Consider the following 11,999-nt stretch of genomic DNA (forward strand, 5'->3'; position numbering starts at 1 on the left):
GCAGGTGCTGCATCCACACACGCGCCCCCCCCCCCGGCGTGGCCCCACGAACCGTCAGCCCGGCCATGCGCGCAGGCGTTCCAACGCCGCAAGCACGCACAGCGCGGCTGCCAAAGGGGCCAGCATCGACATCATCAGCCCGCAGCCGGCTGCGCCTTGCCGGGTGTCATCCCGACGCCGCCGCAGCACCGCCAGGCACAGCGCCGCCATCACCGCCAGCGTTGCCGGACCCGGCAGCGCCGGCAAGGTGCCCTGCGGCAGCCACAACACCAGCATCACCGCCGGCAGCGCAACCACCATTGCGCTCAGGCGCGTGCGGGATCGTCCCGCCGCGTCAGCTGCGCGGAGCCACAACGATGTGGCCAACCGGACGGCCAGCATCAGCAGCACCAACTGCAGGGCGGCCAGGCCCGCTGCCCCGGCCAGGGGCAACAATGGCAGCATCCACTGCAGCTCGGGGTGCACCTGCAGCGCCACCGCCAGTGGCCGGGTACTGGCGAGCGCGGAAAACTCGACCAGCCCGGCCTGCAATGCTGCCAGCACGATCAGCAGCAGCATCGCCAGCAACGAGACCAGCGCCAGCACCGCCGGCTGCCACATCGCGCCCTGGCGGCGCAGCGCAGGAAAGCCCAGTGCCAGGCCCACGCTGGCAAATATGCCCAGCAGCGGCACCGCAGCCGCCAGCACGCCCCCCAGCCCGAAGCGATACGGCGCGGTCGCCGGAGGCAGCCAGGGAATCCAATGCCCGTAGTGCACGTGACGTGCCGCCAGCGCCAGCAGCAACACCCCCACACCGATCTTCACCGTCAGCAGCGCACAGGCCGCCAGGGCCACACCCCGCGGCGGCAGCAACGCGAGCGCGCTCAACGTCAGCAGGCCCACGGCCGCCGCTATCTGCACGGGCAGCCAGTCGTTGGCATGGAGGCCTCCGGTAGCCAGCACCGCATGTACATGGCGGGCCATGGACTGTGCCGCGCCCGCCGTGGTCGCCGTCAGCTCAAGCAACAGGATCGTGCCCAGAACGACGGCCACCCGTGGCCCCCAGCTGGCGGCCAGCAGCCCGTACAGGCCATCGGCCGCCGGCAGTCGCAGCACCAGATCCTGCAGGCAGCACAGCACCAGGCCAGCCCCCAGTGCGGCCAGCAACAGGCTCAGTACGATGGCGGGGCCCGCCTGTGCCGCCGTGTGCTGGCCCACCAGCGCGATCACGCTGCCGCCCACCAGCAGCGTCAGTGCCACCACAGCCAGGTGGTCCATCCCCAAGCGCGCCCCACCGGTGCCGTCCCTGCCCCTGTCGCCGTCCATCGCAAGTTCCCTTGATATCCGCCCAAGCGCGGTCGACAGCAGGCTGGCAGCCTGCGTCGTCCTGCGGAATCGGAATCGGTGCTGCGTGCGCCACGATGTGATGGCAGGCACGCTGCCATCGGCAGGGTCGGTCCAGCAACGACAGAAAAATCGTCGCTAAGCAGAATTGATGAAGTTGATCACGACAACGCAGCGCAGCGCCGCCGACGCCGCAACGCCGGGATCACTCGCGTGGCGGTGGCAGGTGCGGTGCGACCAGCGCAAGCGTGCGCTGCAGCGCGCCACGGCCATTGCTGACCAACGTGCAGCCCGCACGCGCCATGTCTTCGCGGGCCTGCGCATCTTCAAGCAGATGCTGCAGCAGGTCGCCCACCGCCTGCGCATCTTCGCCGATCAGCAGCGCACCGGCCTCGCGCATGCGCCGGGAGATTTCCGCGAAGTTGTGCAGGTGCGGGCCGGTCACCGCCGCGGTTCCCATCGCAGCGGGCTCCAGCAGGTTGTGGCCACCGATGGCCTGCAGGCTGCCGCCGACGAAGGCGACCTGGGCGCAGGCGTAGAACGGCATCAGCTCGCCGAGGGTATCGATGACGAACACGTCAGTGGCGGCGTGCGGCCACTGGTCCACGCGGCGGGTCGCCACGCTCCAGCCCTGTTCGCGCGCCAGTGCTTCCACCTTGGGGAAACGTTCGGGATGGCGCGGTGCCCACAGCAGCAGCAGATCCGGATGCTGCTGGCGCAGGCGCCGGTGCAGGTCGATCACCGCCTGTTCTTCGCCATCATGGGTACTGGCGGCGATCCATACCGGGCGCGCGCCCGGCACCCGTGCATGGAACTGTTCGACGAAGCCCTGCACGTCCGGCGTGGTGATGTCGAACTTCAGGTTGCCCAGTGCCTGCACCTGGCCGGGCTCCGCCCCCAGCTGCACGAAGCGCTCGGCATCGTCCTGCGACTGCGCGGCCACGCAGGTGACGGTGCGCAGGGCGCGGCGGATCAATGCGGCCAGCAGCCGGTAGCCGCGCAGCGAACGCGCCGACAACCGGGCATTGAGGATGTAGACCGGAACGCCACGGTCACGGCAGCCGAACAGCATGTTCGGCCACAACTCGGTTTCCAGGATCAGCGCCAGGCTGGGCTGGAAATGGCCGAGGAAGCGGTTGACGCTGCCCGGCACGTCGTACGGCAGGTAGACATGGTCCAGCGCGTCGCCCCAGAGCGCACGCACGCGCTCGGAGCCGGTCGGAGTGATGGTGGTGATGACCCAGCGGATGTCCGGGCGCTGCTGGCGCAGGGCGTTGACCAGCGGCGCGGCGGCATTGACCTCGCCCACCGAGACCGCGTGCAGCCACACCCGTGGCTGGCCGGTCGGCTGCGGATAGGAGGCGTAGCGTTCGTCCCAGCGCCGGAAGTACTCACGGACCCGGAAACCGCGCCAGACCAGGTGGTACACGGTGATCGGCAGCAGGATATAGAGCACGACCGAGTACAGGCCGCGCAGGATCCATTCGACAGGGTCTTTACGCATGCGGCAAGGATACGGGAGCCCCCCGGGAAAGACACGCGGCCGCCTTGGTAGAATGGCCCCATGTCAGATGCCTCCACCGCCGTCCGCCCGTCGCTGCGCGATCCGCGCAACTGGCCGATGTTCGCCGCCATGTTCGGCGCCTTCGCCATCGCCCGCCTGCCGTGGATGCTGCAGCGCGCGCTGGGCCGGGGCGTCGGCTGGATCACCTGGCGCCTGCTCGGCAGCCGCCGCCGCGCCGCCGAGGTCAACCTGCAGCTGTGCTTCCCCGAGAAGGACGAAGCGTGGCGGCAGCGCCTGGTGCGCGACAGTTTCGATGCGCTGGGCGTCGGCGTGTTCGAGTGCATCCGCGCCTGGTGGGGCAGCATCGACAGCATCCGCCCGCAGGTACGGGTCGAAGGCCTGGAACACCTGCGGCAGATGCAGGCCGAAGGCCGCGGCGTCCTGCTGGTCTCCGGCCACTTCATGACCCTGGAGATGTGCGGCCGCCTGCTGTGCGACTACGTCGATCTTTCCGGCATGTACCGCAAGCACAAGAACCCGGTGTACGAGTGGGCGGTCAAGTTCGGCCGCCTGCGCTATGCCAAGGCGATGTTCGCCAACGAGGACATCCGCGCGACCGTGCGCCACCTGAAGAAGGGCGGTTTCCTCTGGTACGCGCCAGACCAGGACATGCGAGGCAAGGACACGGTATTCGTGCCGTTCTTCGGCCACACCGCTTCGACCATCACCGCCACCCATCAGCTGGCGCGCATGACCGGCTGTGCGGTGATTCCGTACTTCCACCGGCGCGAAGGCGGAAAGTACTTCCTGAAGATCGGCGCGCCGCTGGAGAACTTCCCCAGCGAGGATGTGGAAGCCGATACCACCCGGGTCAACCAGGCCATCGAAGCGATGGTGCGAGAGGCTCCCGACCAGTACCTGTGGATCCACCGCCGCTTCAAGCGCCAGCCCGGCGGCCGGAGTGATTTCTACAAATAGCGGTGCGGCGGGAGGGTTTCATCCACGCATGGCGTGGATTTGATGACGCGGAGCATTCTGAAGTAGATCCACGCCATGCGTGGATGCTCTACATCCGGATGGCGGCACCTACAACGGCCAACGGCACCATGCGTGCGGGTACTCACCCAACGTGCTGGCCAGGCCCGCACGGACCGGATTGGCCATGATGTACATCGCCTTCTCATGAAGGGATTCATCGCTGCGTACGGCGTGATCGTGGTAACCGCGCTGCCACAGCGGCCCTTGTCGCTCCAATCGCCGGTTCAACAGACGGCTGCTGCGTGATTTGAGCAGGGCCATACACTCGGCCAGGGTTCCTCCGCGCAGCTCCATCAGCCAGTGCAGATGGTCGGGCATGACCACCCAGGCGAGGCTATGGCTGAAGCCCTTGCGCTCTACGAAGCGCAGTGTGTCGATAAGGATCGCAACGTTTGCCGCATCGGCGAACAACGGTTCGCGGCCGAGGGTTGCTGTGGTCAATGAGTACACGTTGCCGGATCGGGAATACCGACCGTAGCGAAGTCTGGGGCTGGCCATGCCTCCAGCGTGCGATACGCATGGAAACACCGGTAGTGGTGGTTGACCGGTATTCGCGTCGGGAATGCTCCATCCACGCATGGCGTGGATCTACCAAAGCACGCTCCGTTCGGTACATGCAGTAGAGCCGCGCCATGCGTGGATGGACGATCAGAGCACCGTCGGCGTGTCGTCCGCGTCCCGCGCCAGCAGGCTGCCGGCGAACAGGGCTGCCAGCAGCACCGTCAGGCCACCCCAGAAAGCGGAATAGAACGCCAGGTGCGTATTGAGCGGGAACACCGTGACCGCCAGCGCCAGCATCGCCGGCCGGGCGCGATCACGCGCAGCCGCCGGGGCATAGCGCCAGGCCCGCCAGGCCTGCGCCACCGCCGCCAACCACAGCAGCAGGCCCAGAACGCCGGTCTCGGCAAGGATTTCCAGCACGATCTGGTGGGCGTGCAACGCCGGTTGGTTGCCCCACACGGCGGGGCCCTCATCTGACACGCAGGCCGGATACGCATCGCGGAAGCCGCGCGCACCGACACCGTTGACCGGATGCTCCTCGATCATGCACACCGCCGCGGTCCAGATGCGCGCGCGCCCCGAAAGCGCCTCGTCAACGCCCTGCCCGTCTTCGTTCCATGCCTGCGCCGTGCGCGCGACACGCTCGCGCAGCTGCGGCACGCCCGCTGTCAGTGCGGCCGTACCCAGCGCTGCCACCAGGGCCAGCAGCAGCAGCCGCTTCCAGCCGAACTGGCGCACGCCGCTGTAGGCCAGCACCAGCACGAAGGTGATCCACGAGGCGCGCGAACCTGCCAGCAGCAGCACGCACCCCAGTGTTGCAGCGGCCAGCAGCCACCCTGCATTGCCGAAACGCCGCGCCATCGGCAGCAGCAGGAACGGTGACAGGCTGGCCAGCACCTGGCCGAATTTCAGATTGCAGGGCCCAAGCGCGCCACTGAGGCGGTCGGCCAGTGCGGCTTCGTCGGCCGGGCACAACGCGTGGCCACTCACGGCCAGCTTCAGGTGTTCCAGCGACCAGAACCACGGGCTGGTGCCAGCCAGCGCCTGCACCAGCGCGTCCAGCGTCCACACGCCGGTGATCAGCGCCAGGCCACCGAAGGTCAAGCGCCGCCGTTCCGGCGTGGCCACCGCGATCGCCACCAGCCACATGAAGGGCAGGTAGCGCAGTCCGGCGGCCGCCTTGGTCCACGAGGCCGAAGGGTCGATCGCATCGATGGCCGAAATCGCCTGCGGCAGCCAGTAGCCGAGGAACAGGATCGAGGTCAGCGCCCACGCCGCCGTGCTCAACAGGTGCGGGCGGCGCTGCAGCCGGCGCATCACCATGCGCGCGGCAGCATAGACCGCGCCAAGGCCCAGCACGGTTTCGGCAATGCCCGGCAGCGGCCACATCGCCACGTACGCCAGCACCCACCAGGGCGCCCAGCGCCCGGCACGGTCGTCGCGCACGATGGCAGCGGGGTCAGCCGGCGAGATCGGCATAGAGGCGGAGGGTGTCGCGCTGCATGGCCTGCAGGGTAAACGGGATGCGGGTCGGCAGGGACGGCGGCTGCGCCAGCAGGGCCAGCGCACGTTCACCCAGCGCGTGCGCGTCGCCCAGCGGCACCGCACCGCTGGGCTGCAGCTGCTGCAGCAGTTCGCCGACGCCACCGTGGTCCCAGCCCAGCACCGGGCGGCCGACCGACAGCGCCTCGAGCACGGTGCGGCCAAAGGCTTCCGGCTTGTCCGACAGCTGCAGCACCAGATCGCTGGCGGCGTAGGCCTGGGCGATGCGGACGGTAGGCGTGCTGATCTGTACGGCCTCGGCCACGCCCAGCGCCGCGGCCTGGCGGCGCAGGCCAGCCACGTAGGCCTCGCGCCCGGGTTCGTCGGTGCCCAGCATCCACAGCTGGGCAGGCACGCCGGCGGCACGCACGTCGGCCAGCAGCTGCAGCGCGTGGGCGTGGCCCTTCAGCCGGGTGCCGCGCCCCGGCAGCAGCAGCAGCGGGCCCTCAACCTGCGCCAGCCAAGGGTAGTCGGCCGCCAGGGCCAGCCGCGGGCGGCGGTCGGCGCGCGCCACGCGCGGGAACTGGTTGACGTCGACACCTCTCGGTACGACCCGCAGTTTTTCTTCCGGCACCGTCGGGTAATGGCGTTGCACGTAGGCACGCACGGTGTTGGACACGCAGATCACGCGTTCGCCACTGGTCATCACCGCGCTGTAGCGGCTGGGTGAGTTCAACCCGTGCACGGTGGTCACCCAATGCGGGCGCTGTGCGGCGGGCATGGCGCGGATCGCGTACAGGCCCAACCAGGCCGGCAGCCGCGAACGGGCATGCACGATGTCCGCACCAACTTCGGCAAACAGCCGGCGCAGGGTCGGCAGATGGCGCAGGGTCAGCAGCGACTTGCGGCCGATATCCAGGGTGAGGTGCTCGGCACCGCTGTCCAGCAGCGGCTGCACCAGGCGGCCGCCGGCAGACACCACCAGCGCGCGATGGCCGGCGGCAACCAGGGCCGCAGCGATTTCCAGGGTCGAGCGCTCGACACCACCGGAGTGCAGCGCCGGCAGCAACTGCACCACGGTCAATCGGCGCATCGAAGGGGCCGCCGTTTAGTCGGCCAGCACGAACACGGACCCGCAGTACGGGCACTGCGCTTCGCCGTTGGGCTCGTCCTCGATCGGCAGGTACACGCGCGGATGCGAGTTCCACAGCGCCATTTCCGGGGTCGGGCAGCTCAACGGCAGATCGCTGCGGTGCACGGTGTAGCGCTTCTCGGCGTTGGCGGGCGCGGTGGCGGTATGGCTCATGGCGGATTCGGTGAACGGGTTGCGAGGCCTGTGATTCTAGCATCTGGGCCGCAACGACATTGCCCCGCAACGGGCCTTTGCACGCCGCCGCCGATGCCTCGCATCTCCCCGCCGCACGCCGGGCGGCGGTGATTCCGGGGATTTCGCGGTCGTTCCGGCAGGTTCGCTCGCCAGAATCGGCTCCAGCGATATTTCCCGCATTTGGATCGAACTAAATGGCACTTGCCAGCGCGCGGCGGCTGTTGCAGGATCGGGCCAGGTCGCACCTCGACCCACCCAATCCAACCCGATCGCATGGCCCGCCCCCACCGGACCGGCATCGCCTCTTCCACTGCCAGCCTGGCGGGCGGAGCGATGCTGTCCGTGGTGTCCGCCGATGCGGGTTCGCCCGCCGCCAGCCCTTCCGGGAGACCCTTGCATGACCCTGTCCGATCCGCGCCGCGCCCTGCTTCCGCTCGCCCTGGCCCTGGCCTGTGCGACCACTGCGATGCCGGCGCGGGCGCAGGGGCTGCAGACCTCGTTCGAACCGGGCGAACCTGTCCCGGCGCAGGCCACCGGTGCGCTTCAGGTCACGATCGGCAATGGACCGGCCGCGCCCTACGCCGCCAAGCGCAATGCCGGCTACAGCGGCCTGCATGCGCTGCGCTACAGCAGCGAAGGCGGCAGCGCGCGGCGCGAACTGTTCAAGGCCGACCTGCCCATCGAGGCCGATACCACGCTGTCGTGGCTGGTGCTGCCGGAAATCGTCGGCAAGGACACCGTCGCCTCGACCTATGTATCGCTGGACCTGCTGCTGGACGATGGCAGCCGCGTTTCGGCCGGTGCGGCACGCGACCAGCATGGCGTGGCGATCGGCGCGCGCGCGCAGGGCGAATCGAAGACGCTGTACCCGCAACAGTGGGCCCGCAAGGCGGTGCGGCTGGGCGACGTGCCCACGCTGAAGGGCCGCCGCGTGGTGGCGATCGAGCTGGAGGTGGCCAGCGCCGAGGGTGCGCCGGTCTCTGGCTGGATTGATGACGTGCGCCTGGATGCCCAACCGCGGCAGCGGCCGCAGCGCGTCTCCGACTGGGTGCTGACCACCCGCGGCACCCAGGCCAACGGCACCTTCTCGCGCGGCAACAATTTCCCGGCCACGGCGGTGCCGCACGGGTTCAACTTCTGGACCCCGGTGACCGACGCCGGCGCACTGAACTGGCTGTACCGCTGGAACGAACAGAACGATGCGCAGAACCGCCCGCAGCTGCAGGCACTGGCACTGAGCCACCAGCCCAGCCCGTGGATGGGCGACCGCCAGACCTTCCAGGTGATGCCCTCGGCCAGCCGTGGCGTGCCGGACGCCGACCGCCGCAAGCGCGCGCTGTCGTTCGACCGCGGTCATGAAAGCGCGCGCCCCTACCGCTACGACGTGCGCTTCGACAATGGCATCGCTGCTGCCATCGCACCGACCGACCATGCCGCGCTGTTCCGCTTCCAGTTCCCCGAGGGCGGCGACGCCAACCTGCTGTTCGACAATGTCGATGCGCGTGGCGGCCTGACCTTGGACACGGCCACGCAGACCCTCAGCGGCTACACCGATACGCGCAGTGGCCTGTCCAACGGCGCCAGCCGCATGTACGTGGTGGCCAGCTTCGACAAGCCGTGGCGCAGCAGCGGCCGCCTCGACACCGGCCGCCCGACCGGTTACATCAAGTTCGATGCCGGCAGCGACCGGCAGGTGACGATGCGTATCGCCACCTCGCTGATCTCGGTGGAACAGGCGCGTCACAACCTGGCGCTGGAAATCGCCGCCGCCGACACGCTGGAAAGCGTGGCCGGCCGTGCGCAGGATGCATGGGACGCGCGCCTGGCCCGCTTCGACATCGGCGATGCCACTGACGACCAGAAGACCACCTTGTATTCCAGCCTGTACCGGCTGTACCTGTATCCCAACTCCGGCCACGAGAATGCCGGCAGCGCGGCCGCGCCTGACTGGCGCTACGCCAACCAGGCCAGCGCCAGCGACGACAACACCGAGGGCAGCGCGAACCGCAGCTTCACCGGCGTGCGCGATGGCAAGGTATTCGTCAACAACGGCTTCTGGGACACCTTCCGCACTACCTGGCCAGCCTATGCGCTGTTCACGCCCGACGATGCCGGGCAGATGGTGCAGGGCTTCATCGAGCAGTACCGTGCCGGTGGCTGGATCGCACGCTGGTCGTCGCCGGGCTACGCCGACCTGATGGTCGGCACCAGTTCGGACGTGGCCTTCGCCGATGCGTGGCTGAAGGGCATCGGCGGCTTCGATCCGGCCGAGGCCTACGCCGCCGCGCTGAAGAACGCGACCGTGGTACCCCCCGACCGCCATGTCGGCCGCAAGGGCATGGACCGTTCGACCTTCCGTGGCTACGCCAGCGCGGACGTGCACGAAGGCATGTCGTGGACGATGGAAGGCGCACTGAATGACTTCGGCATCGCCAACATGGCCGAGGCCCTGGCCAAGCGCGCGACCACGGCGGCGGCACGCGAGCGCTACAGCACCGAGGCCGACTACTTCCGCCATCGCGCCGCCAGCTACGCGACGATGTTCGATCCGGCCGCCGGCTTCTTCCAGGGCCGCAAGGCCGATGGCCAGTGGCGCGTGGACGCCAGGGCCTACGACCCGCGCGTGTGGGGCCACGACTACACCGAATCCAATGGCTGGACCTTCGCCTTCACCGCCGCCCACGATGGCGAAGGACTCGCCGCGCTCTATGGTGGCCGTGACAAGCTGGCAGCGAAGCTGGATGCCTTCTTCTCCACCCCGGAAACCGCCGACCCCGCGTTTGCCGGATCCTACGGCGGCACCATCCACGAGATGACCGAAGCGCGCGATGTGCGCATGGGCATGTACGCGCACAGCAACCAGCCGGCGCACCACATCCCATGGATGTACCTGTACGCCGGGCAGCCGTGGAAGACCCAGCAGCACGTGCGCGAGATCCTGTCGCGGCTGTATGTGGGCAGCGAGATCGGCCAGGGCTATCCGGGCGACGAGGACAACGGCGAGACCTCCGCGTGGTACGTGCTGGCTTCGCTGGGCTTGTATCCGCTGCGCATGGGCGCCCCGGAGTACGTGATCGGTTCACCGGCGTTCGAACATGCGAGGGTGGAACTGCAGGGCGGTGCGGTGCTGACCGTGAACGCGGCCAACAACTCACGCGAGAACGTCTACGTGCAGTCGCTGAAGATCAATGGCAAGCCGTGGACGAAGACCTGGGTGCCGCACGAGCTGATCGCCAAGGGCGCGACGCTGGACTTCGTGATGGGGCCGCAGCCGTCGCGCTGGGGCAGCGGCGTGGACGATGTGCCGCGCTCGCTGACCGCGCGGGGCCAGCGCCCGCAGCTGCTGCACGACCTGCTCGGCAGTGGCGCCAAGGCGACGCTGGCCGATGGTCGCGCCCTGCCAGCGCTGGTCGACGACGATGCCGCCACGACCGTCGGCCTGGGCGGCGGCGCAACCATCGCACTGACCGGCCTGGGCGACGGCGTGCCGACCATGTACACGCTCACCAGCGGTGACGGCCGCATCCAGGGCGGCGAATGGACGCTGGAAGCGCGCAGCGGCAACGGCCGCTGGATCGTGCTCGACCAGCGCAGCGGCGAAGCCTTCGAGTCTGCCCGCCAGACCCGACCGTTCCACATCGCCAAACCCGGTCGTTACAGCGAGTATCGGCTGCGCCTGGCCGCACCGGGCCGGCTGCCGCTGGCGGAGATCGAACTGTTGGCGCCCAGCGCCGTACAATGAGCCCCATGCGCTACCGTCTGCTGCCTCTGGCCCTTGTTGCCCTTTCCTTCTCCAGCTTCGGCCAGACCCAGGCCTTTGATGCGCAGCTGATCCGCGACGGCGTGACGCTGAACTACCAGGACGCCCGTGGCGCCCTGGCCGCGCCGCAGCGCAAGCGGGTGATCGATACGTTCTACTTCGCCTACCTGCGCGAACGTGCGGACTTCCACCCGGCCGCGCCGTCGATGGTGCGCATCGTGATCGACCCGGCCTACACCGGGATCGCCTTCGTCGGTGACAAGGACCAGGCCGCAACGATCACCATCAACCCGGGTTGGCTGGCGCAGCACCCCAACGACATCGACCTGGTCACCCATGAGGCCATGCACATCGTGCAGGGCTATCCGGGCTATGGCGACGCACGGGTGCCGGGTTGGCTGGTGGAGGGCATCGCCGACTACGCACGCGACCGCTACGGCATGGACAATGCCGCCGCGGGCTGGGCACTGCCGGGCAAGGTCGAGAAGGGGCAGAACTTCGACAGCGGCTACCGTGTCACCGGTGCGTTCCTGAAATGGGCCGACGCCGAACATCCAGGCCTGGTGCTGGCACTGGACAAGGCCCTGCGCGACGGCCGCTATGCACCGGCGCTGTGGCAGAAGCACACCGGCAAGGCACTGCCGGCGCTGTGGGCGCAGTACGCCAAGCCGCGTTCCGACGCTCCGCCGCCGGCCCCTGCACGCCGCGGCAAGCGGCGCTGACGCCCACGCTGTCGCCGGCGCCTCAGCGCGACTGCACGAAACCGGCGTACAGCGCGAACAGCTGCTGGAAGTACCGCCGCGTCACTCGATTGCGCATGACACCCTCGCCGATGGGAAGTTGGTCGGGCCCAGGGTGGGAAGGCCGGTCCGGTCCCTTCCCACGGCCGGGCCGCGTGGGCGTATTGGGCCGCAGCGGCGTTGCAGGGAAATGACCGGGTTGCGTATTGCGTGTGGCACAGCCCGGGGTAGAACCGGCCGCTGGCCGGCTGTCGTCGTGTATCTGGACATGATTGAGGTTGCCGGCCAGCGGCCGGCACTACCCGTTTCCGCTGCGCGGAAACA

The 11,999-nt window shown here is 68.9% G+C and carries 9 protein-coding genes; 3 read left to right on the top strand and 6 right to left on the bottom strand.

From position 1 onward, the window contains the following. Positions 1-54: 54 nt before the first annotated feature. Positions 55-1,305, bottom strand: a complete 1,251-nt coding sequence (locus tag ROV93_RS20255; RefSeq protein WP_088497409.1) for an amino acid transporter — start codon at positions 1,303-1,305, stop codon at positions 55-57. Between the two features lie 223 nt (positions 1,306-1,528). Next, positions 1,529-2,827, bottom strand: coding sequence for a lipid IV(A) 3-deoxy-D-manno-octulosonic acid transferase (waaA, locus tag ROV93_RS20260; protein ID WP_065178339.1), 1,299 nt, complete (start codon positions 2,825-2,827; stop codon positions 1,529-1,531). 60 nt (positions 2,828-2,887) lie between these two features. Between waaA and ROV93_RS20265 the strand changes: the two genes are divergently transcribed. Continuing rightward, on the top strand, positions 2,888-3,805 hold the full coding sequence (locus ROV93_RS20265) for an LpxL/LpxP family Kdo(2)-lipid IV(A) lauroyl/palmitoleoyl acyltransferase (RefSeq protein WP_061479569.1): 918 nt from the start codon (positions 2,888-2,890) through the stop codon (positions 3,803-3,805). Between the two features lie 108 nt (positions 3,806-3,913). Here the strand turns inward: ROV93_RS20265 and ROV93_RS20270 are convergent, their stop codons facing one another. From ROV93_RS20270 to ROV93_RS20285, 4 genes are all read right to left on the bottom strand, one after another. Then, the gene (locus ROV93_RS20270; RefSeq protein WP_072167598.1) at positions 3,914-4,363 is read right to left on the bottom strand and encodes a transposase; all 450 of its coding nucleotides are present in this window, start codon (positions 4,361-4,363) and stop codon (positions 3,914-3,916) included. A gap of 150 nt (positions 4,364-4,513) precedes the next feature. Then, entirely contained in the window at positions 4,514-5,845 is a 1,332-nt protein-coding gene (locus ROV93_RS20275) for an O-antigen ligase family protein (protein ID WP_072167599.1), read from the bottom strand. Then, positions 5,826-6,941, bottom strand: coding sequence for a glycosyltransferase (locus ROV93_RS20280; protein ID WP_061479571.1), 1,116 nt, complete (start codon positions 6,939-6,941; stop codon positions 5,826-5,828). The genes ROV93_RS20275 and ROV93_RS20280 overlap by 20 nt, the downstream gene beginning before the upstream one ends. 15 nt (positions 6,942-6,956) lie before the next feature. Next, the gene (locus ROV93_RS20285; RefSeq protein WP_005410967.1) at positions 6,957-7,154 is read right to left on the bottom strand and encodes a zinc-finger domain-containing protein; all 198 of its coding nucleotides are present in this window, start codon (positions 7,152-7,154) and stop codon (positions 6,957-6,959) included. Positions 7,155-7,572: 418 nt separating this feature from the next. On the opposite strand from ROV93_RS20285, the gene ROV93_RS20290 reads away from it, so the two are divergent. Both ROV93_RS20290 and ROV93_RS20295 read left to right on the top strand, forming a co-directional pair. Continuing rightward, a complete protein-coding gene (locus tag ROV93_RS20290) occupies positions 7,573-10,917 on the top strand; it encodes a GH92 family glycosyl hydrolase (protein WP_072167600.1) in 3,345 nt (1,114 codons plus the stop codon). Beyond that, positions 10,914-11,657, top strand: a complete 744-nt coding sequence (locus ROV93_RS20295) for a basic secretory protein-like protein (protein WP_072167601.1) — start codon at positions 10,914-10,916, stop codon at positions 11,655-11,657. The genes ROV93_RS20290 and ROV93_RS20295 overlap by 4 nt, the downstream gene beginning before the upstream one ends. Positions 11,658-11,999 lie beyond the last annotated feature (342 nt).

This window comes from Stenotrophomonas maltophilia group sp. msm4 (assembly GCF_032025605.1).
Taxonomy (GTDB): domain Bacteria; phylum Pseudomonadota; class Gammaproteobacteria; order Xanthomonadales; family Xanthomonadaceae; genus Stenotrophomonas; species Stenotrophomonas sepilia.